Below are 19,841 nucleotides of genomic sequence, written 5' to 3' on the forward strand. Positions count from 1 at the left end.
GAGGATTCACTAGTCAATGGTCTCAATCCTGTCGCTTGCCTTACTTACGATAAAGATCCTCTCATTATTGCTTTTGGGATCGGTGGGGGTTACAAAAAAGCCGGTTTTATTGAGAGAAAAGGTTGCCGTATAACCTACCAATGTTTCACCATCATGAAAATGAATCCTTACCTTTTTGCCGAAACCTTTTTTTCCCGTATCGACTACCTTCCTGTAACGAGGGTTTCCTTTCAAACTTTTAACAAAGTAAACAGCCTTGAGTTCTGATATATGGACCTCTTTATGGAAGAAACCTATTTCATCATTATCGATAAAAAAGGACTCCTTTTCCGGCGAAAAGCTGCTGGTTTCACCCTTAACCCTTCTGCCATCTACAAAATGAGCAACGACGAGGTTCTTCATGATTAACCTTATATCGCAAAAGAGTGTCCCTTGCAAGCAAATGTCATTTCGACCAAAGAGAGAAATCTTAATCATCTATTCAATGAATTGAAAGAAAGATTTCTCTCTTCCTTCGAAATGCCCCCTGGTGTTTTTTCTCTCACTCTTTTCTGTAAATTCTGTGGCCAAAACTTCTGCTTGACATGAATCCCATAAAAAAGACTATAATAGTATCCATTATGAACGTTAATTCAACAATCCTAAGCAACCTTCTACTACCAAACCTGTCTCTTTTGAGGCAAGGTTACAGGAAGAGGTGCATTTAAGGGTTAGTGAATAACTGAAAAATTAAACAGGCATTCTAAAAGCCACCACCTCTTCGAGGTCGGTGGCTTTTTTAGTGCCTTAGAAATAATTTTTTTCTGTAGAAATTATTTCGTGAAGGCACTTATACCCGGAGGGTATTATTAACTCCGTCCTTGAAGAGATCAAACAAGAGGAGGATAGATATGAAGGAACAAAGAAAAAACAAGTACCAACCCTACCCTGCTATGGCCCTTTCAGACAGAAGCTGGCCTGACAAGGTCATTACAAAGGCGCCCCTTTGGTGTAGCGTCGATCTTAGAGACGGCAACCAGGCCCTTGCCTCACCTATGGGAATTGACCAGAAGATGGCCATGTTCGACCTCCTTGTAAGAATCGGTTTTAAGGAGATAGAGGTTGGTTTTCCTGCGGCTTCGGAGGTGGAATTTAATTTCCTGCGGAAACTGATCGAGAAAGATCATATTCCCTGTGATGTAACCTTACAGGTGCTCACTACTGCCCGTGAAGAGCATATTAAGAGAACCTTTGAGGCCATCAAGGGAGTTAATAAGGCCATCGTTCATCTTTACAACTCTACATCGAGAGTACAGCGGGAAGCGGTCTTTAAAAAGAGTCAGAATGAGATAACTGCCATTGCCGTCAAGGGTGCCGCTACTATGAAGCAATTGAGAGATGAGTCCGGCAACAGCGGAATCAGATTTGAGTACTCTCCCGAAAGTTATACGGGAACAGAGGACAGCTTTGCCCTTCATATCTGTCATGCCGTTATGGATGTGTGGAAACCGACCCGTCTCGACAGGATGATTATCAATCTCCCTGCAACGGTAGAGATGTTTACACCCAACATCTATGCCGACAGGATCGAATGGTTTCACCGTCATATTAAATACCGGGAATCTGTCATTTTAAGCGTCCATACCCATAATGACAGGGGAACAGCCGTAGCGGCGGCAGAAATGGCGATCATGGCAGGTGCCGACCGCGTGGAAGGCGCTCTTTTCGGCAACGGTGAGCGCTCGGGAAATATGGATATAGTCACTATGGCCCTTAATCTCTATACCCAGGGGATAGAAACGGGACTCGATTTTTCAGACATTGACCATGTAAGGAAAATCTATAGAGAGTGCACGGCTATGGATATTCATCCCCGCCACCCTTATGCAGGAGAACTCGTCTACACAGCTTTTTCCGGCTCACATCAGGATGCAATCAACAAGGGGCTCAAAGCCAATGAGGCATCTGAAAGTGAACGATGGGATGTACCCTACCTCCCTATTGACCCGAAAGATGTGGGAAGAAACTACGAAGCCGTCATCAGGATCAACAGCCAGTCGGGAAAAGGCGGAGTCGCCTACATCATGGAAAGTGAGTTCGGCTATCGCCTTCCGAGAGATATGCAGCCACATTTCGGTAAGATCGTACAAAAGGAAACTGAAATTAAGGGATCGGAATTAGCGGCTAAGGAGATAGGTAACGCTTTTCATGACACCTACATGCCGGATAGTGGCCCCTACTGTCTCAAATCATTTGAGAGCCATAATGCCACCGGTGAGGTTTCTCATATTGAGGCGGTAATAAGCCATGAAGGTGTCCATTTCTCCATCAAATCGGAAGGGAAAGGCCCCATTGATGCTTTTGCAAAAGGGATGAAGGAGGAATTTGCTCTCTCTTTTACCATAACGATCTACGAGGAACATGAATTGTCGCCAGGCTCGGAAGCAAAAGCTATAGCCTATATGGGAATTACTGATAAAAGAGGCCAAACCTTTTTCGGGGCGGCAATTGATGAGAATATTGAAATGGCGACTGTAAAGGCGCTCGTTTGTGCTGTTTGTCGTATGCGCATGTAAGACAACTGCTCCTCCCCTCTAACAAAGGGGAGGATTTTTTCCCTCATAAGCAGCAAAGGCCTCCCCCTTTTGCAAAGGGGGAAAGAGGGGGATTTGAGTACTGTCATTAGGCACTAAAGGAATTTATTCTTCTTAGATTCCTTTTTTATATTGGGCCTTAGTTGTGGGGTGAATAATTTGATTAAGTTCCTTAATTGATTCAGAATTTCCATTCAGGCAATTTTCAAAAAGCTTTATTATTCCCCTTTTATCCATATCTATTTCAGTACCCGTTTTTATATCCCGTAAATCAATGAAAAAGCCGGAAAAGAGATCCGGCAAATCTGAAATAATATCCGTATTGAGATAATTTTTCTCATTGTAGAGACAATTATAGCTCCCTGATCTTTTTTCAATGAGAAAAGAGACCTTTTTTACATTTGTAATTAATGCAGATTTATTACACTCTGGAATACAGTTATCATCAATTCTATCTTTTTCACATCCCGTCACCTGATGAAAAAAACATTGCCTGCTGGTCATTAATACAATGGGGTGATAGATACTGTAATAAAGTTCGAAATCGTCAGGCCTTTTAATGTTCTTTATCTGAATTTTTTTAAGCTCATTTGAAATGAATGAACCATGACAGTTAAATTTTTCCTTCAAACATAAAAGGCTAAAGGAATTAACAATATTAAGATAGGGGCCTGCTATCCAGGGGATTCCATTTTTACCCGCTTCATAAGCAATTCCCGTATTGTTAGTTACAATAAGTTTGGGTTGCAGCTGCCTAAGAAACTCCACTGCAGCAGCATAGCTTTCTCCGATTAAAACAGAGGGGAACCAGGGAATTAATTTCTTATTTTTTCTAAAAAGTTCTATAAACTCAGGCACTTCATTTTCAATGCAATCAGGAAGTTGAAAATAGATGTTTGCAGAGCTTGCATTACAAAGATATAGATCCTTTTGGGAGGAGATTAATACAGAAAGCGTGGGTTTTATCTTTACGTTATTCTGCTTTTTTATGAGGGGAACTTCAATAGGGTCAACAAATTCTCTTGAGCCATTCAAGATGTATAATATTCTTTTTTTTATTAAAGTAAGTTCTTTAAAAGGGATAAAAAGATCATCTTCAAGTGCCTCTAATTCCAGCGCCTTAATGTAATATGAGCTATCATTTACAGCTTTAAGCCGTTGTAATAAAAAATCCTTATTTAAGGTCTCATGAGCGGCTTTTTTAAGATGAGTCTCTGAAAGCACATCAAAGGTACTGTCCGTTGTTTTTACAGAGACTTTTAAAGGCCTATCTTCTTTCCCTGAAATATTTATTATTAAAGGCGATTTTTCTATACTTAAGTCTTTAATTTTACCTTTAACAGTCCATATAATTTCTTCTTTTTTGTCATAAAATTCCTTTTTCTCTTTTATCAATTTATCATTTGAAGAATCAATATTAAGCTCAGAATACTGCTTTATTGAATGGTCCCTGGGATAATCAATAAACATATCTTTATTAATATCTCCCTTCATAAAGGCATTTGAAAAATCCCGGTTAAAGACCTTATAAAGATCGCTATTGTCGCTCTTTAGTCTGTATTGATTATAAAAACTAGCGATTTGCTTTCTCCAGCTGTTTACCACCGTATAGACGTAATCAAAGCTCTTTATTCTTCCTTCAATCTTTATTGAGTCAACGCGGGCATCATATATTTCCCTTAGATCAAACCAGGCTGAATTATCTTTAAGATTAAGAGGGAAGTTTTTACCTTGTGGCGTCGTTATATATTCATCTCTGCAGGGTTGGCTGCATCTGCCGCGATTTCCTGAATTCCCCCCATGAAGAGAACTGATATAACAAAGGCCTGAAAAAGAGATACAGTAGGAACCGTGGACAAATATTTCGGTCAGGATATTACTTTTATGCCCAACCACCGCTAATGCTTTTACTTCATTAATATTCAACTCTCTTGATAGATTAACCCGGGTAGCATTGAGTTTATGTAAAAAATGTATCTGACCTTCATTATGGGTAGTAAGCTGAGTAGAGGCATGAATTTTAAGCCCCTTAAAATAGTTGGATAAGAGATAAAACATCCCTAAATCCTGCACAATGACTCCATCGATAGACGTATTAACTAATTTATTCAGTAACCTGATAAGGGCCGGGATTTCACTTTCCGTGATAATGATATTAAGGGTGAGAAAAACTTCGCAATTATTTTTATGAGCAAGCCTTAAAATCCCATTCAAATCTTCAAATGTTATATTTTCTGCCCGGTTTCTGGCATTAAATTTATCCAAACCACAGTAGATAGCATCCGCTCCTGCAACAATTGCAGCTTTTATGGAATCAATATCTCCGCCTGGCGCCAGTAATTCAATTTTTCTCTTCATGGGGTTCATTGTAACTTAATTGAAGTCGGTGACATGAAATAATCTGTTGTAAGGATGGATACCCTCATAACCCTCCCCCTTTTGCAAAGGGGGAAAGAGGGGGATTTAAGTGGCTGTGATTCCAAACGGTTAGCTTGCGACCCAGAAAATGGAGAGCGAGAATATTTAAATGGAGTTAAAAGAGGTAATAATTTAGCCGTCAATAATGATATCTGCACTGCACGACTATAAGGTTAGCATCATTGACTTTATAAACAAGCCGATGTTCACGGTCTATCCTGCGCGACCAGTATCCGGACCAGTTGTGTTTTAAAGGCTCCGGATCTCCAATCCCTTCAAATGGATTTCTTTTAATCTCTTTAATGAGTCTGTTGATCCGTTTTAGTACCTTTTCGGCCCAAGACAAGATCATTCTTCAATAAGATCTTTAGTGATAGCTTTGCCTGCCTCAACTTCAGCAATGGCCTCGTTGAGACGCTCCGCATTTTTAGGACTCGCCATTAAGTAGGCCGTTTCTTCATAGGATTTGAAATCCTCCAAAGAAATGACAACGGCAGGCTTACCATTCCTGCGGGTAATCAGTATAGGCACATGATCATCGTTAACTTTGTCTAGTGTGCCGGCCAAATGACTTCGAAATTCAGAGTAGCTAATAGAATCCATTATTAATGCCTCCTTTGAGTAAATATACCCCTATTACACTTGTACTATTAATTGTACGCAAGAAGGATTTTCACAGTTTGTTGAGGAAAGGTTCGGGCCTATTCCGCTTAAGCTCAAGCAACCTTCCTGATCCTGTCATATTCATCCTTATGCTCTTTTTCCATCTGCTGCAGATCGAAAAGGGCCTGCCAATTGAGCCAGAATTCAGCAGTCGTTCCGAGGTAGTGTGATAACCTCAGGGCCGTATCAGGCGTTACTCCCCTTTTCCCGTTTATAAGCTCATTAACCCGTTGGTAGCTGATGTCGATATCCCGCGCAAGCCTTGTCTGGGTGATCTCCATCGGTTTCAGATATTCCTCCCACAATACAACTCCGGGATGCTCAACTTCATAGCCTATCTTTGTCATATTCTCACCTCACCTGTGATAATCTACAATTTCAACATCTTCCGCATTTCCGTCTTCAAACCTGAAACATAACCTGTACTGGTCATTGATGCGAATACTAAACTGACCTTTTCTTTCCCCTTTAAGCACCTCCAGCCTGTTGCCCGGCGGCACCCTTAAATCCTCAATTGCAATGGCCAGATGCAGCATGGCAAGCTTTCGCTTTGCCTGTACTTCAATAGCGGTTAGAAATCCTGTTGCCCGACCTGTTTCAAACAATTTCTGCGTTTTTTTACAGGAAAATGTTTTTATCATGACAACCATTATAACGGAAGTCATTATAGCGGTGCAAGTGATGTTTATAGTTTTTGTAGGTAAAGTTTTTTCCTGGATACTCTTTTCACCCCTAAAAAGGGCCTTCTAAGGGCAAATAAAGAGGTCATTTTTGAGGTTTTATTCCTTGATATTAGGTCGTTGACTTAGGCCAAGCCCACTGTGGCCTCCCGATCTCATCAGTGAAAGCCAGGTCCCTCCCCCTGCAAAGATGGCAAAGATAATAAAGGAAGAACGCATGACGCTCAGGTATTCAGCGGAGTGAGTATCAATCATATGTTTACCCATATAGATGGAGATGAAGACGGTAATTACCATCATGCTCAATACCATGCCCAGGGATCGCATCTTGGCAGACAGCGCTGAAGCAAGGCCATACTCCTTGGGTGTGACGCTGTTCATAATAATAGTCATATTCGGAGAAGAAAACATGGCAAATCCAAGTCCCTGAAAAACCAGGACTCCCACAATGTAAGTAAGTCCCGTATGGTCAGACACTTGAGATGCCAGTAATGCACAGACCAGATTAGAGCCCAACCCTAAAGATGTCAGTATTTTCGGCGGAAAATTATCTGCAAGGCGTCCGCAGATGGGGGCGAATATGGCCATAATAATGGGAGAAACCACAAGGATCTGTCCCGCTGACTGAGGTGAAAAACCTTTAACTGTCTGCAAATAGAGACTAAAAAGGAAGGTTATGCCAAAGGCCCCGGCATACATAAATAACTGGATCACCAGCGCGATTGAAAGTGTTGAGTTATTTTTAATTTCACTAAATTTTAACAGAGAATGAGACAGGCGTTTTTCTATGATAAAAAATAGTCCCACCATGACTATACCTGCGGTACAAAGAAGATAGCCCAGCTTAGATTCTCCCAGCATGGCGCCGCCGAAAATCAAGAGGAATAGGGAGGTAACTATCATCACGGTTCCGGGCCAGTCAAATGGACGGTCGGGGGCCTTCCATTTTGATTTGAGACTTACTTGAATAAGTATATAAGACAATATGAGAGGTATGAAGGCTCCATGGTAAACCCAGCGCCAGCCATAGTTCGTTGTCAGCCATCCCGAGACAAAAGGGCCGGCCGAAAGCCCCATATATACGGCACCGATATTCATTCCTATGGCCTTTCCCAATTTCTCCCCCGGTGTAATGTCGGTGATAATAGCCATGTTTGTTGCCATTACCAGCGCTCCCGAGAGGCCTTGAATAAATCTAAAAACGATGATGGCCGGTATGGAAGAGAGGAGGCCTATGATCAAGGTAGAAAGAGCATAGGTGAATATCCCCACCTTTAAGATAAAATTCTTATCAGTCAGGTCTGCAAAACGCCCCACAGGCAACAAAAAAGCGCTGGCTGCCCCGAGATAGATGGTTTCAATCAAGCCGAGTTCAACAGCACCGGCGTGCAGTTCTTTTCCCATTGCAGGCAGGGAAACGCCAACGCCTGAGAACATAAAGGGCGCCGCAAATTGGGCCAGGGCCAGAACGTAAACCAGTGGTGGAATGGATGGTTTATTCTTTGTCATATATATTTTTAATCCCAATAAGCTGTTTTTTTCAATGCCCCTTTGAAAAATAAGGAGTAGTTGAACATAAGCACCTTAAACCTTTTTATTGCCTTTGTCCACCAGCTGCGAACGAACGCACTGTTATGATGAGGAATGTTTAGGGGGATTATGGGAAGCATTGTAAAAGGTATTCGTTGAAGGTTGGGAGGGGGAGCATACCATTTTTATTTATTGCGACATGTTAAAATTTCCTTAAAACCCTCATTTCACCTCTGAAAAGAGGGTTTTAAGGCGAAAAAAGGGGACTTTTTGAGGGATTTATTCTTTAGAATCAATAGGTTGACTCGGTTCGATCCCGACTGCCCCCGACTGGGCGCCCCTTAGTAAGGGGAGGTCAAAGCATTGCCCCCTTTTCCATGGGAGGCTATCCAAACTCTTCTTGACTTAACTCACACCAGACACCATAATAATACCATAATGGTTTCAAGAAAGGAGAGTTAAGGATGCCTGCATTAACAATAAAAAATATCCCTCATGATCTCTACGAGCAGTTAAAAGAAACGGCACGGCTTCACCACCGCAGTTTGAACAGTGAAATTCTCTACTGCATAGAACAAACCATAGGTACTAACAAAATCGATATTCCCGGCGTTATTAAAAATGCCAGAAAGTTTAGAGAAAAAACCTCTCCATACCTCCTTACGGACGATGAATTAAACAAGGCTAAAGACAAAGGCCGTCCATGATCGTCGTCGATACAAACATGATTGCCTACCTCTATCTTTCAAGTGGGCACTCCAAACAAGCTGAAGAACTACTCTTAAATGAGCCGGACTGGTCTGCTCCAATTCTCTGGCGGAGTGAATTTAGAAACGTACTAGCCCATTATCTGCGCAAAAAGCTTTTGAATCTGGATGACGTTATGACAATTCTTGAAGAGGCAGAGGCCCTCATGTCCGGCAAAGAATACGAACTCTCTTCCAGACAGGTAATGCAATTAGTTAACAAAAGTGATTGCTCTGCCTACGATTGTGAATTTGTCGCACTCGCCCGTCACCTGAACGTCCCCCTCATCACAGCGGATAAAAAAATTCTCCGCGAATTTCCCGATGATGCTCAGAGCCTTGAAGTATTTTTAGAAAATATGTATTAATCCTAAATTGCTTTGCCTTTCTCTACATTTTTCGATGACCATTAATACCATCTCGGCTCATAGGCGCCGATGGGTAGAAAGGCAATATCAAAGGGACCAAACTTTTCACCTATTTCAGCAAATCCCCATAAGTAGCCACCGGCTCCAAGACTATCAGATTTGATATATCGTAGACCTATGCATATCACGACTTAAAGAATATGACTCGGTATAATGGAGGATAAAATGAAAAGTGCAAAAAAGAAAAAACTGGAAAAACCAGGCTGGTCTTCAGGGGATGCTTCAGATCTTTTAGGGCTTAGCCCTGAAGAAATGGCTATCATTGAGATGAAAATTGCCCTGGCAAAGAAGTTTCAGGAACTTAGAAAGTCAAAAAAAATGACTCAAGTGCAGGTTGCAAAATTGCTTCACACCAGCCAATCGAAGGTCGCAAAAATGGAAGCCGGTGATCCGTCCGTCTCTCTGGAACTTTTAATTAAAGGATTAATCACACTGGGTTCCACCAGGAAAACAGTGGGGAGGTGCATTGCGGCTTAAAAAATTAGAAACTACGAGGCCATTATCCGAATCAACAGCCAGTCGGGCAAGGGAGGTGTAGCCTACATCATGGAAAGCGAGTTCGGCTATCGCCTGCCACGGGATATGCAGCCACATTTCGGTAAGGTGGTACAGAAAGAGACTGAACTTCAGGGCTCGGAACTGACGGCCGATGAAATAGGCAGGGCCTTTCATGAAAACTACATGAAAGAAGCTGGTCTCTACCGTTTCAAATCATTTATGAGCCATAACGCCACCGGTGAGGTTTCTCATATCAAGGCGGTAATTAGCCATGAAGGTGTGGATAATTCCATAGATTCAGAAGACAAAGGCCCCATCGATGCTTTTGCAAAAGGAATAAAGGAGAAATTTGGTCTTTCATTTACCATAACCACCTATGAAGAACATGAATTGTCACCAGGTTCGGGAGCAAAGGCCATAGCTTATATGGGAATTACTTATAAATAAGGTCGAACCTTTTTTGGAGCGGCCATAGATGAAAATATTGAAATGGCTACTGTCAAAGCACTTGTTAATGCTATTTGTAATCTTAAATAATTTATCCAGCCTCCTCTTGACAGGGAAGGAAATTTTCCCCATCAGCAATAATTACAAAAACAATTTAAGAAATTAATAAAAAGGAGAAAGAGCTAAGCGCTTTCTCCCTTAATTTGTAAAAATATCACAGGAAAGTTTTTATTGTTGGTTATTGTCCTGATTGTCATCATATGTTACTTCAAGTGTAAGATTAACACCTATCGTTCCATTAGCAATATTCATATAAGTAAACTCATTATATTCTTTAAAGGTACCCGTTAAACCTTCGAAATCACCAACACCACCAACTATTTTTCCTGTTCCGGGAACCGTTGTTTGAACTTTAATAGGAGGATCGATATATCTTTCAGTCTCTCCATTTGCAACCATATCTTCAACAATTGAAACTAACATTGCATGTGATTCAGTTTCCTTTACCATCAGAGTTCCTCTTCCAGGCACTTTAAATATCCAGTCTACTGCAGCTGTTAGATTACCTGTCGCATCTACTGTGAAGTGTTCCAATTCTGCCGCAAAACCAACAACTTCTCCACTGCTATCAGTAACCTTCACAAGAACGGCGAGGCCATCAACAACATTCGGTTCTATCAGATATTGAACTGATGATGGAAAGGGCGCCAATAAAGCTGTTGGGCCACCTGTTAATGCAATGAGATGAGGATCAGCACTTGCGTAGAAAGTTTCAACAACTTGTCCCTTCTCATTTATAGTTTGAGTGGATTCCAGCGCCCATGCACTTGTTGATAAAAGGCTAATAGCGATAAAAGAGATTATTAAATTAAAAAATTTCATTGATAATTCCTTTCTTGATAATTAAAGTTGAAATAAATTATGACAATCGATTAAAGAAATGTTGCCTAATCGACGCTTTGAGAGTAGTCTGGCGGACTTCTACCTGATAAGAGTTTAGGTATTTGTTTTTTTCGTCTCAATTGGAAATTGAAAATGCTGTATTTACAATAAGCTGAAATATTGCTTAAAATAATGATATTTTTTTCAGACAAACTTATGCTCCAACAGGATGGAATTTATATATATGTCATTTTATAACATGCTTTATCTGTAAATATCACGACATATTTTGCTTAATATGCGGCATTTATTGCTGATTTGAAATTTAATTACGTTACAGGGTTAGTTCTGGTATTATTGGTTAATTATTAAGGTTTTGTAGATCTAACCTTATCTGGCTTGAGCGGGTAATAAAGTGGACCCTAAAAAGGGGCTTCTAAGGCAAAAAAGAGGCTTTTTTGAGGTTTTATTCTTTGATATTAGGTAGTTGACTTGGTACGATCCCAACAGGCGACACGCCTAATCTTTAATTTACAAAGCTCTTTACGTGACCTATCCATAAAAAATACGCCATCAAATGAAGACTCAAATTCATAATTGCGTAACTCATTTGTTATAATTCCTGTGGTAGAAGCTCTCCCTATCCTTGGAAGACCAATACAAGGCAAATGAGATGAGTAAATCAGAAGATATACTTTTTCTCCAAACTTCCGATACTCATTGATATTTGGCTCTTTGCTACAAATCGAAGACCCAACAGCCTCAGGTATCGTCTCAATTATTGTCGCCTCAGGTGCTTGCCACAGCATTTCTTGTTCATAGTCCGGTGTTGGATATATAGTGATATAATTAAAATACTCTTTTATATCTGGTAGATCACGCCACACGTCCAAATCAATACGCATGTTTTGGTTTTTAATAATCAACTCTGCCAATCTGGTACTGTTTTGTTCTAACTTTACTTTATCATGTAGCCATTCTTCATTTCTTATGTGAACATAAGCATTCATCCTGGCAGAAGACTTATCACCAAACTTTTTCTTTGCTAGTGACAAGAATTCATCAACTTTTGCTTCTGTCTTCCTTTTTGTATTTTCCCCTTTTTTATAGTGTTTATCACGGTGATATTCTGTAACTTCGACAACTATGGTGCCATCTTTTTTTGCAAAGTCTGGAGGATCTGGTGAATAAAACATGGCTGGGGTAATTGAGCCCTCTAAATCACAAAATTCTGCAAAAGCCTCCTTCTCTTCATCGGTAATTATGTTCATTTTATTCCAGGTGTATTCCCATTCTTAGTATTAATTATTACAGAAAAAAAGGGGGCAGGCTACTTTTAACCTATGCCGCAAGAGTCCTGAGCCTTTTCAGGGTGTCGGGGTATTTTCTCACGAGCAGAATCAGCGTTGCTGCCTGCTCATTCGGCTTTGCACGGCCCTGTTCCCACTTTTCCAGAGTCCGTGGAGATATGTGGAGTTCATGGGCAAAGACGGCACGGCTCAGATTAAGGTTTTCCCTTGTCTCTCTTATAATTTCCGGGGTCACCTTAATACTTTCAGTCTTTTTTACCTCATACTGTCTGAGGGTTATCTTTTTATTCTTGTGAGCCTTAACGTCCTCTATGGCTCCGGAGAGTTCCTCGAAGAGGTTTCTTTTTTTTACCATGATTCCACCATCCTTTTCAGTATTTTCTTCTCTTCCGCCGTCAGATCACTCATTTCGCCCTTGGAATAAAGGGTAAGCAGATAAATCTCACTTTCTGAAGTCTGCTAATAATATATGATCCTGACTCCTCCACGTTTGCCTTTGCCTCCTCTGCCCCATCTCAGTTTGCGTATCCCTCCTGTCCCTCTAATAATGTCACCTGATTCAGGAGCAACAGAAAGATGGCCTTGAAATATTCTATACTCTTCATCTGTAAGATAATTATGCAGAAGCCGAGTAAATATCTTAGATTCTATAAATACCATTTAAATTATACCCTAATAGCGTATATTAGCAAAGAAAAAAGTGATTGATGCTTGAGCCCTCTATAAAGGAGATAAAGAACTCTACCCCACATCCTCTATATTTTTCAAACATTTTTTGCCCTTCAATAACAGGAGAAAGACCTTTTTAACCGCCCCGATTGAGATTAAAGCAATCTCTGACGGGGCAGGCATCAATCTATTAACTTCCCCTTCCCTTTGGCAAAAATCCTCTTCCCTATAACGAGGTAGTCGAGACCGGTGGTCATGAAAAGGGCCACGGCATCTTCCGCACTGTGGGCCATCGGTTTACCCATCACATTGAAACTTGTATTGAGGAGCAGAGGAATTCCGGTCAGTTTCTTAAAACTTTGAATTAAGTCATAGAAAGAGGGATTGAGGGATTTTGTCACACTTTGCAGCCTGCCTGTACCATCTTCATGGACCACGCCGGGAACTTTATTTTTCACCGACTCCCTGAACTTCAAGGTACGCTCCATATAAGGACTGGTCTGATAATTCTCAAAATAGCTGTGCCCTTCTTCATCGAGTATGGCAGGGGCGAAAGGCCGAAACTCCTCCCGGAATTTAATCCGCTCGTTGATCACCTCTTTAATGTCCCTTCGGCGAGGATCGGCAAGAATCGATCGGTTGCCCAAAGCACGAGGCCCAAACTCGGCCCTCCCCTGAATCCAACCGATAATGGCTCCTTCAGATAATTTCTTCGCCACCGTTTCATAGAGGGTATCATCATCAAGAAACGTTGAGCTTAATCCGCTGAATTGAGCCAATCTCTCCACCGACTCCCGGGAGATCTCCGATCCCAGGTAGGGAGATTGAATGTCCTTGGGTCGCCAGGCCTGACGATGATCTTCATAATAGGCCAGGTAGGCCGCGCCAACGGCAGCACCGTCATCTCCCGGTGCTGAGTTGATATAGAGATTTTCAAAGGGAGTATTATCGATAAGGAGACCATTGGCCGAAGAATTGAGGGCACAGCCTCCACCAAGAGCGAGATTATTGGAAAGCCCCAGATCGTATAACTGACGGCAATATTCAAGATAGATTTCATTGAAAACCTGTTGAGCGGTGCAGGCGAAATTAGCATACTCCAGGGCCGGTATTTCCCTCTTTCTCACCATACCATTCAGTTTTCTTTCTCTTACAGGATCTTTTCCAAGGCGTAGTTTCAAGCCCTCAAGAACAATCATAGGACGCATAAGGTCGTAAAGCTCTTCGTCAAACCGGCCGTAGGCCGCCAGGCCCATCACCTTCCACTCCTCCCCTTTCATGGGACTAAAACCGCATATCTCACACATCCAGGAGTAAAAAAGTCCAAGGCTCGCCCTGCCTTTGGAATGTTCCAGAGGCTTCAATTGACCATGGCAGTAGTGGAAGGCGCTCATGGCTCCCCCTTCTCCAAAACCGTCCATAACAGCGCATAGGGCCTCTTCATAAGGACTCCCGTAAGCGGCGGCAGCCACGTGGGAAAGATGGTGGTTATAGTATCTTCGTGATAGTTTCGAACCGCTGCCGGAAAGCGCTCTTTCAAGACCGGTGGTTACCTGCCGCAAGAGGGAGCTATGGTTAAGCAGGGTATACTTGATGAACAGGGTCGATTTTCTATGGGTTTCAAATCCTGTTTTTAAAAGGATATGGAAAAAGGGAATGAGAAAACGGTGGTATAAATCGATATGTCTGGACCAGCTTATGGAAGCTACCGTATCGATCTCCTTATCAACGTACTTGTCGACTATGGAATCGATGACCATGCAGTGATCAGGGACAATGCCCCAGGCCCGTTTTGACTGAAAAGGCCGCTCCAGCCCTTCAGCATAAACCAGTTCCCCCTCTTGATTAACGATGGCAATGCTGGAATCGTGAGGACTCGTTCCCAAACCGATATAATTTTTCATATTCCAACTGTTGTTTTTAGGTTAAAGGAACAAAATGCTTTCGCACCTCTTCCGTAAGTTGACGGGCCACCTCTTTTCGATTCAATCCACAGGGATGGAAAGCGCCGAAAACAACATGCCCCTTAAATGAGGGAAGAGAGAGCAGGCGAAAGAGATGATTTTCAAAAGTCTGCTCTTTATCCCACCAGCAGACCACATCACCGGGAGGCCCTTCCCCGGGAGGGGTTTCATAAGTAAGACAGGCCCAGCTAATCTTACGGGAGCCGGCAAGGGCAGGTTCCAAAAGGGAAGAGTGAAAAGGGAGGATACGATCGCCTCTTGTCGATGTTCCTTCGGGAAAAAGGGTAATGCCCCTTCCTCTCTCCAGGGCAGTCTTGATCTGGCTGTTGATGGCCCTCACGTGACCGGGAGAGTCACGGTTAAGAAAAAGAGCGCCTGAAAGTTGGGCCAAAAAACCGATCACCGGCCAGGAGCGCACCTCTGTTGTTGAAATAAAAACGGAAGGTACCAGGCTCATGAGCAGAATAGTGTCGACGTATCCAAGATGGTTGGAAACAAGAAAAAAGGGAGAGCGGGGAATTTGGCCCCTCACCTCTATGGTAAGACCGATGATCTTGCCAATTCCCGTAGCCCATATGCGGGCCAAAGGAGTGTTGCCCGATAGATCAGTTGGGCCGCCCTTATCTCTTTTCAACATTGCTACAAGGGCCGCAGGAAGAGCGGTGGAAAGAAAGAGAAGGGTCCAGCCACAGATGAGAAATAGCCTGAGAGCTACGCGGAGAGCGGCCATCACACCTTTCACTTGAAATCCCCATATCTCTTTTTGTCCACTTTGTTCCTATCGAGAACAACCATAAAATCGATGGTTTTATAGGAACGATCAATGGCGGGAGCCCCGCAAACCCTGGCACCCAGTTGAAGGTAGAGCCTCATAAGTTCAGGGATCTTCACCTTCTCATGTTTTAGCTCACCCTCCTCCGGGTAACAGTTAAATTCCGGGAGGGGCGGTATGTTAAGCGTAGGGTGTATGTGCCCCCTCGCTTCCAGGTAACGTTGAATGGCCATACCCTCATGAACATCCTGGCTTTTTAGTGAGCAGCAACCAAAAAGATAACGTTTTCCACGAAGAGTCAAATAGCGGGCCAGCGCTTTCCATAGAAGATAGAGAACAGATCCTTTACGGTACTTCATGGCGATACAACTTCGCCCCACCTCAATGGCCTCATCGAGAAAGGCTTCCGGAAAACGGGAAATATCGAACTCTGTTGCCGAAGCGAAGCCACATCCCTCTTCCGCCATGGCCCTCGTTTGGGCCCGGTAAGTGCCGATGACAAGGTTCGACCTTTTATCGAAGACCAATAGATGGTCAAATTGTGAATCATAAATATCTCTGTCACGTCCCTCGATATAGGCGTGCTCCAGGCCCAACTCCTTCCCGAAAATTTCAAAACGTAGTTTGAGCGCCTCATCCACCTCCTTCTCGTTACGGGCCAGTCGCACAAGGTAACGGTTAGTTGAAATCTCCAATTGGGTAACAGGATCAGCAATGAGGCTCATAAAGTGTCCTTGTAAAACAGTAGCTTGGCTCGTCCCGGTTTTTTGTCTCCAGAAGATGAAGGTGGTCCATATCAATGAGTTCCTCCACGCCATATTCCTGCTGTTCCTGCCAACGCTTTCGACTCAGAACAGACTGGCAGGGGAAAAGACGCCCTACACTGCCAAGGCAATATTCACAGTAGGCAAGAGGATGGGGCGAACGGAGATATTGGAGAAGACGGTCGAGAAATTGAGAGTCATCACTTATCTCGATGCCGTCGGCAAGGGGAACTTCAGGATTGAATTGAAGCTGGGTAAAAAGGGTTTGCGGACATTTGAAAAAATAGTTTTGCCGGATCGTATAACAGTTCCAGCGGTGGGCGATCTGACAGCTTTTATAGATGCGTTCTACAAGTTTTCTATTTTCTGTTCCGATATGAGAATATATTTCACGAAAATGGCTGTGATGAAGAATCTCCAATGATACCTTATGTAAGCGGGCCATCTTGAGGCAGTGTTCCAGGCGCTCTCCCTCCAACTTGTGACCGGGGTATTCAGAAATAGAAAGGGCATCGATACTCTGCCAGAAAGAGTCATCCATAGAGGAAAGCAAAATACCGTTGGTACAGACCTTGATTTTTTCCGTAATACGGGAAGAGCGCACCATTCGGGCCAGATCTACCAGTCGGGGATGGAGCAGAGGCTCACCTCCCATGAGTTCCACATATTCCACATAAAAACTTTGGGCCAGCTTTGCCAGCGCCTCGTAAAGTCTTTCAGGTGGCAAAGTTTTTTTTTGAGCCAACGGGGAGAAATGGGCGCAACCCCGGCAGGAGAGGTTGCAGTGATCAACCACATTGATCTCCAGGGTCCTGCTATGGATACGTCCGTTCCTGACGGTTACACCCTTCATAATCTCCAAAACCGGATAATTTAAAGATATTGACTATTCTCTGCTCCAACTGATCAAGGGAAAAGTATTGCTCTCCCAGACTATAATTGTAATCCACTGTTTCCCTGAGACTTTTATCATCCATTAAAAAGGAAAAGAGTTTCCCCACAAAATCTTCATCTGCAAAGTCATCTCTTTTTTTGCAAATAGGGAGAAGTGGAGCCTTGAATCCTATATGACCGTAGATGCTGCCATAAAGCTCATAAGAGGTACTCATATAAGGTATTCCCGAAGCGATGGACTCACCTATGGGATTACCGAAACCTTCATAATCATAAGAGGTAAGGAAAGAGTTGATCTGACAGTGAGCAAGTAAGTCCTTCACTGAATATCGGCCCCTGCTGCGGCGGGAGGGAAACCTCTCTTCAAAAGGCCCCAGTTCCTTACCGAAGATTACCTGTGAGGCAACACCCAGCTGTGAAGCAAGGCGGCATAGTTTTTCAAACTCGGCCCGGTCTTCGTTAATGTCACCGGCAATGAAAAGGCAGAACTCCCGGTTTACACCCCCTATCTTTGCCATGGCTGTCAATTGGGAGAGTAGATGGATATCACGGTCAATCCGCTTTTGCGGGATTATGCGGGTGCATCGTGCTATGAGAACAGCCTTCTCGGGAATGGAAAAGTCCCGGCGGAAATATCGGTTATTATCATTAATCCCGGCGCGTTCAAAGCTAAAACAGTTGGTCAATACCTCAACATGCAAGCCGGGGGCCCACCGGGAAAGTCTGTCACGGGCCAAACCCTGAATAACGACATGCTGAATATAAGGTAAAGGTTGTGGTTTGGGTGTTCCCTCATAGGGGAATGAACCGTATTTTCCCGGTTCGCTCCACCACATAAGATCATGATCACGCCACATGACGAATTTGCCAAGGTTCCGCTCTTTTCCGTAAATCCTGATCGCTTCATAAAGAGCGCGGGTAAAAATAATATTTTCAGGCAGCGTTCCATTTTCAACGATAACAAATGAAACCTCCAGCTCTCTCCATACCTTAAGAATACGGTCAGAGATGATGGCTGCCACCCTGTCGACACGGTCCCGCATATGCCGTCCTTTGGAGCCATTATCCTCATGACGAACAATGGTCTCAAGCACCTCTTCAACAAAAGCCCGATTATAGTCGCTTAGATCCCTCAAATCACAAATTCTTTTCAAGGTCATCCAGTGGGCGTCCCAGGAAGGTAAGTCTTTATGATAGTTGTTTTTGTCGGCTTTAATATCGTAACCAAGATCAAAATAGACCTGGTACCCCTTTTGGTGGAAAATATGGGCCACCTTCATAAACTCCACTGTAAGGCCCGACATGGGAACACCGTCGAAAGAGATTCCGAAAAGAACTCTTTTTTCAGCGTTCATTTTCATAAACTCCGCTCCAGGATCTGCCGGACAGTCTCCAGGTGAATATCTCCCCCTTCTCCAAGAGGGGTGATCTCTCTTTCCTCAATCCTCTCCACAAGGATAGAAATATCTCTCTCCTTCAGTCCGTAATCTCTCAATTTCGTTTTAACTCCCAAAGATTGAAAAAAAGCCTCTGTCTTTTCGATAGCCCTATCGATTTTCACCTTTTGACTCTTCTCCTTAATATTCCAAACCCGCTCACCGTACTGGAGAAGTTTAGATGCCTTCTCATCTTTTTTAACTTCCAACAGGGCGGGAAAGAGAACGGCCAGCGTCGAGGCGTGATCCATGCCATAGAGTTCGGTGAGAAAGTGGCCAATCTCGTGGGCTGTCCAATCACTGGGCGTCCCTATTGAGATAAGATCATTGAGGGCCAGCATGGAGCAGAGCATCAGATTGGCGCGGCTATCGTATTCTTCCGGTAATTGGAAGACCCGCGGCGCCTCTTCCAGAAGGGTAAGCAGTAATCCCTCGGCAAAACGGTCCTGCACCGGTGAATCTACGGGATAGGTAAGATACTGTTCCAACACATGGGAAAAGGTGTCGATGATGCCATAAGCCGTTTGAATAGGAGGAAGAGTTAAAGAGAATGTAGGGTCAAGCACTGAAAATCGGGGATAGAGCAGGGGCGAGTCAAAAGAGGTCTTCTCCTTCCTCTCTTCATTGGAAATAACTGCGTAACAGTTCATCTCCGAACCTGCGGCAGGCAAGGTAAGCAGGGTTGCCAGGGGCAAGGCTTTCTGGAAGGGCCTCTTCTTTGCCACCAGCTCCCAGGGCGTCCCCTCTCCTTCATAACAAGCGGCAGCGGCAATAAATTTAGCGCCGTCAATAACAGAACCTCCTCCCACAGCAAGAAGGTAATCGATTTCTTTCTCTTTAATAAGAGGCAGCGCTTTCATGAGGGTCTCATAGCGGGGATTGGGCTCAATGCCTGAAAATTCAAAATAAGAGTGACCAGCCAGTACCCTGCGTACCGAAGGAAGGGCACCATTCCTCTCCGCGCTGCCATTCCCTGAAAGAACAAGCACCCGTATTTCTTTCCCGATCTCTTCGGCAATCCGTGAAACTTCACCCTTTCCGAAAAAAATCTTAACAGGATTATGAAAATGGAAGTTCAACATGGCTCTAATCCTGGAAACGGCTGTTGGGCGTGGATTTATAGTGTAACATATTGGTTTCACAGTATTTTTAAAAAATCTGAGTTTC

Annotated in this window: 21 protein-coding genes and 2 pseudogenes; 5 read left to right on the plus strand and 18 right to left on the minus strand. The window is 43.3% G+C overall.

All coding sequences use genetic code 11. The features are described 5' to 3' along the window. Nucleotides 1-9: 9 nt before the first annotated feature. Nucleotides 10-477, minus strand: coding sequence for a hypothetical protein (locus OEV42_01940; protein MDH3973017.1), 468 nt, complete (start codon nt 475-477; stop codon nt 10-12). A gap of 413 nt (nt 478-890) precedes the next feature. Between OEV42_01940 and leuA the strand changes: the two genes are divergently transcribed. Next, nucleotides 891-2,555, plus strand: coding sequence for a 2-isopropylmalate synthase (leuA, locus tag OEV42_01945; protein ID MDH3973018.1), 1,665 nt, complete (start codon nt 891-893; stop codon nt 2,553-2,555). 132 nt (nt 2,556-2,687) lie between these two features. On the opposite strand, the gene OEV42_01950 is transcribed toward leuA, so the two are convergent. The 6 genes and pseudogenes from OEV42_01950 to OEV42_01975 all read right to left on the minus strand — a co-directional run bounded on the left by OEV42_01950 (nt 2,688) and on the right by OEV42_01975 (nt 7,843). Next, a complete protein-coding gene (locus OEV42_01950; protein MDH3973019.1) occupies nt 2,688-4,931 on the minus strand; it encodes a U32 family peptidase in 2,244 nt (747 codons plus the stop codon). A 199-nt stretch (nt 4,932-5,130) separates the two neighbouring features. Further along, nucleotides 5,131-5,322, minus strand: a pseudogene (locus tag OEV42_01955) (Txe/YoeB family addiction module toxin). 17 nt (nt 5,323-5,339) lie between these two features. Beyond that, the gene (locus OEV42_01960; protein ID MDH3973020.1) at nt 5,340-5,594 is read right to left on the minus strand and encodes a type II toxin-antitoxin system prevent-host-death family antitoxin; all 255 of its coding nucleotides are present in this window, start codon (nt 5,592-5,594) and stop codon (nt 5,340-5,342) included. Nucleotides 5,595-5,707: 113 nt separating this feature from the next. Further along, entirely contained in the window at nt 5,708-6,001 is a 294-nt protein-coding gene (locus OEV42_01965) for a HigA family addiction module antitoxin (GenBank protein MDH3973021.1), read from the minus strand. Between the two features lie 9 nt (nt 6,002-6,010). Continuing rightward, entirely contained in the window at nt 6,011-6,295 is a 285-nt protein-coding gene (locus tag OEV42_01970) for a type II toxin-antitoxin system RelE/ParE family toxin (protein MDH3973022.1), read from the minus strand. 138 nt (nt 6,296-6,433) lie between these two features. Beyond that, nucleotides 6,434-7,843: an MFS transporter gene (locus OEV42_01975; protein MDH3973023.1), complete on the minus strand. Its 1,410-nt coding sequence runs from the start codon at nt 7,841-7,843 to the stop codon at nt 6,434-6,436. A gap of 485 nt (nt 7,844-8,328) precedes the next feature. Between OEV42_01975 and OEV42_01980 the strand changes: the two genes are divergently transcribed. Together OEV42_01980 and OEV42_01985 are read left to right on the plus strand one after the other, a co-directional pair. After that, nucleotides 8,329-8,571, plus strand: a complete 243-nt coding sequence (locus tag OEV42_01980; GenBank protein MDH3973024.1) for an Arc family DNA-binding protein — start codon at nt 8,329-8,331, stop codon at nt 8,569-8,571. Continuing rightward, nucleotides 8,568-8,978, plus strand: a complete 411-nt coding sequence (locus OEV42_01985) for a type II toxin-antitoxin system VapC family toxin (protein MDH3973025.1) — start codon at nt 8,568-8,570, stop codon at nt 8,976-8,978. Before OEV42_01980 ends, OEV42_01985 begins: the two co-directional genes overlap by 4 nt. Before the next feature lie 41 nt (nt 8,979-9,019). Here OEV42_01985 and OEV42_01990 read toward each other — a convergent pair whose 3' ends face one another. Further along, nucleotides 9,020-9,166 carry a hypothetical protein gene (locus OEV42_01990; GenBank protein MDH3973026.1) on the minus strand — a complete coding sequence of 49 codons (147 nt, stop codon included), beginning with the start codon at nt 9,164-9,166 and terminating at the stop codon, nt 9,020-9,022. 37 nt (nt 9,167-9,203) lie between these two features. On the opposite strand from OEV42_01990, the gene OEV42_01995 reads away from it, so the two are divergent. Together OEV42_01995 and OEV42_02000 are read left to right on the plus strand one after the other, a co-directional pair. Then, nucleotides 9,204-9,515: a helix-turn-helix domain-containing protein gene (locus tag OEV42_01995; GenBank protein ID MDH3973027.1), complete on the plus strand. Its 312-nt coding sequence runs from the start codon at nt 9,204-9,206 to the stop codon at nt 9,513-9,515. A gap of 69 nt (nt 9,516-9,584) precedes the next feature. Continuing rightward, nucleotides 9,585-9,983 carry a hypothetical protein gene (locus OEV42_02000; protein ID MDH3973028.1) on the plus strand — a complete coding sequence of 133 codons (399 nt, stop codon included), beginning with the start codon at nt 9,585-9,587 and terminating at the stop codon, nt 9,981-9,983. Nucleotides 9,984-10,211: 228 nt separating this feature from the next. Here OEV42_02000 and OEV42_02005 read toward each other — a convergent pair whose 3' ends face one another. The 10 genes and pseudogenes from OEV42_02005 to OEV42_02050 form a co-directional block, all read right to left on the minus strand. Beyond that, the gene (locus OEV42_02005; GenBank protein ID MDH3973029.1) at nt 10,212-10,865 is read right to left on the minus strand and encodes a hypothetical protein; all 654 of its coding nucleotides are present in this window, start codon (nt 10,863-10,865) and stop codon (nt 10,212-10,214) included. Nucleotides 10,866-11,344: 479 nt separating this feature from the next. Next, complete coding sequence (locus OEV42_02010) at nt 11,345-12,136, minus strand: hypothetical protein (protein MDH3973030.1); 792 nt, start codon at nt 12,134-12,136, stop codon at nt 11,345-11,347. A 70-nt stretch (nt 12,137-12,206) separates the two neighbouring features. After that, nucleotides 12,207-12,530 (minus strand): helix-turn-helix domain-containing protein, encoded by a 324-nt coding sequence (locus OEV42_02015; protein ID MDH3973031.1) that lies wholly within the window; start codon nt 12,528-12,530, stop codon nt 12,207-12,209. Further along, nucleotides 12,524-12,841: pseudogene (locus OEV42_02020) on the minus strand (type II toxin-antitoxin system RelE/ParE family toxin). Before OEV42_02020 ends, OEV42_02015 begins: the two are co-directional and overlap by 7 nt. 185 nt (nt 12,842-13,026) lie before the next feature. Next, nucleotides 13,027-14,748: a hypothetical protein gene (locus OEV42_02025; protein MDH3973032.1), complete on the minus strand. Its 1,722-nt coding sequence runs from the start codon at nt 14,746-14,748 to the stop codon at nt 13,027-13,029. A 16-nt stretch (nt 14,749-14,764) separates the two neighbouring features. Continuing rightward, the gene (locus OEV42_02030; GenBank protein MDH3973033.1) at nt 14,765-15,550 is read right to left on the minus strand and encodes a 1-acyl-sn-glycerol-3-phosphate acyltransferase; all 786 of its coding nucleotides are present in this window, start codon (nt 15,548-15,550) and stop codon (nt 14,765-14,767) included. Next, entirely contained in the window at nt 15,547-16,305 is a 759-nt protein-coding gene (locus tag OEV42_02035) for a GNAT family N-acetyltransferase (GenBank protein ID MDH3973034.1), read from the minus strand. The genes OEV42_02030 and OEV42_02035 overlap by 4 nt, the downstream gene beginning before the upstream one ends. Beyond that, the gene (locus tag OEV42_02040) at nt 16,289-17,197 is read right to left on the minus strand and encodes a radical SAM protein (GenBank protein ID MDH3973035.1); all 909 of its coding nucleotides are present in this window, start codon (nt 17,195-17,197) and stop codon (nt 16,289-16,291) included. The genes OEV42_02035 and OEV42_02040 overlap by 17 nt, the downstream gene beginning before the upstream one ends. Beyond that, on the minus strand, nt 17,160-18,599 hold the full coding sequence (locus OEV42_02045; protein MDH3973036.1) for a glycosyltransferase: 1,440 nt from the start codon (nt 18,597-18,599) through the stop codon (nt 17,160-17,162). Before OEV42_02045 ends, OEV42_02040 begins: the two co-directional genes overlap by 38 nt. Further along, nucleotides 18,596-19,756, minus strand: coding sequence for an iron-containing alcohol dehydrogenase (locus OEV42_02050; protein MDH3973037.1), 1,161 nt, complete (start codon nt 19,754-19,756; stop codon nt 18,596-18,598). The genes OEV42_02045 and OEV42_02050 overlap by 4 nt, the downstream gene beginning before the upstream one ends. Nucleotides 19,757-19,841 lie beyond the last annotated feature (85 nt).

The sequence above is a fragment of the Deltaproteobacteria bacterium genome (assembly GCA_029860075.1).
Lineage (GTDB): Bacteria > Desulfobacterota > JADFVX01 > JADFVX01 > JADFVX01 > JAOUBX01.

What these genes read in the sequence shown, in the direction of transcription:
- OEV42_01940 (MDH3973017.1), bottom strand. Translation starts at nt 477, where the DNA reads ATGATTAAGATTTCTCTCTTTGGTCGAAATGACATTTGCTTGCAAGGG.
- leuA (MDH3973018.1), top strand. Translation starts at nt 891, where the DNA reads ATGAAGGAACAAAGAAAAAACAAGTACCAACCCTACCCTGCTATGGCC.
- OEV42_01950 (MDH3973019.1), bottom strand. Translation starts at nt 4,931, where the DNA reads ATGAAGAGAAAAATTGAATTACTGGCGCCAGGCGGAGATATTGATTCC.
- OEV42_01960 (MDH3973020.1), bottom strand. Translation starts at nt 5,594, where the DNA reads ATGGATTCTATTAGCTACTCTGAATTTCGAAGTCATTTGGCCGGCACA.
- OEV42_01965 (MDH3973021.1), bottom strand. Translation starts at nt 6,001, where the DNA reads ATGACAAAGATAGGCTATGAAGTTGAGCATCCCGGAGTTGTATTGTGG.
- OEV42_01970 (MDH3973022.1), bottom strand. Translation starts at nt 6,295, where the DNA reads ATGATAAAAACATTTTCCTGTAAAAAAACGCAGAAATTGTTTGAAACA.
- OEV42_01975 (MDH3973023.1), bottom strand. Translation starts at nt 7,843, where the DNA reads ATGACAAAGAATAAACCATCCATTCCACCACTGGTTTACGTTCTGGCC.
- OEV42_01980 (MDH3973024.1), top strand. Translation starts at nt 8,329, where the DNA reads ATGCCTGCATTAACAATAAAAAATATCCCTCATGATCTCTACGAGCAG.
- OEV42_01985 (MDH3973025.1), top strand. Translation starts at nt 8,568, where the DNA reads ATGATCGTCGTCGATACAAACATGATTGCCTACCTCTATCTTTCAAGT.
- OEV42_01995 (MDH3973027.1), top strand. Translation starts at nt 9,204, where the DNA reads ATGAAAAGTGCAAAAAAGAAAAAACTGGAAAAACCAGGCTGGTCTTCA.
- OEV42_02000 (MDH3973028.1), top strand. Translation starts at nt 9,585, where the DNA reads ATGGAAAGCGAGTTCGGCTATCGCCTGCCACGGGATATGCAGCCACAT.
- OEV42_02005 (MDH3973029.1), bottom strand. Translation starts at nt 10,865, where the DNA reads ATGAAATTTTTTAATTTAATAATCTCTTTTATCGCTATTAGCCTTTTA.
- OEV42_02010 (MDH3973030.1), bottom strand. Translation starts at nt 12,136, where the DNA reads ATGAACATAATTACCGATGAAGAGAAGGAGGCTTTTGCAGAATTTTGT.
- OEV42_02015 (MDH3973031.1), bottom strand. Translation starts at nt 12,530, where the DNA reads ATGGTAAAAAAAAGAAACCTCTTCGAGGAACTCTCCGGAGCCATAGAG.
- OEV42_02025 (MDH3973032.1), bottom strand. Translation starts at nt 14,748, where the DNA reads ATGAAAAATTATATCGGTTTGGGAACGAGTCCTCACGATTCCAGCATT.
- OEV42_02035 (MDH3973034.1), bottom strand. Translation starts at nt 16,305, where the DNA reads ATGAGCCTCATTGCTGATCCTGTTACCCAATTGGAGATTTCAACTAAC.
- OEV42_02040 (MDH3973035.1), bottom strand. Translation starts at nt 17,197, where the DNA reads ATGAAGGGTGTAACCGTCAGGAACGGACGTATCCATAGCAGGACCCTG.
- OEV42_02045 (MDH3973036.1), bottom strand. Translation starts at nt 18,599, where the DNA reads ATGAAAATGAACGCTGAAAAAAGAGTTCTTTTCGGAATCTCTTTCGAC.
- OEV42_02050 (MDH3973037.1), bottom strand. Translation starts at nt 19,756, where the DNA reads ATGTTGAACTTCCATTTTCATAATCCTGTTAAGATTTTTTTCGGAAAG.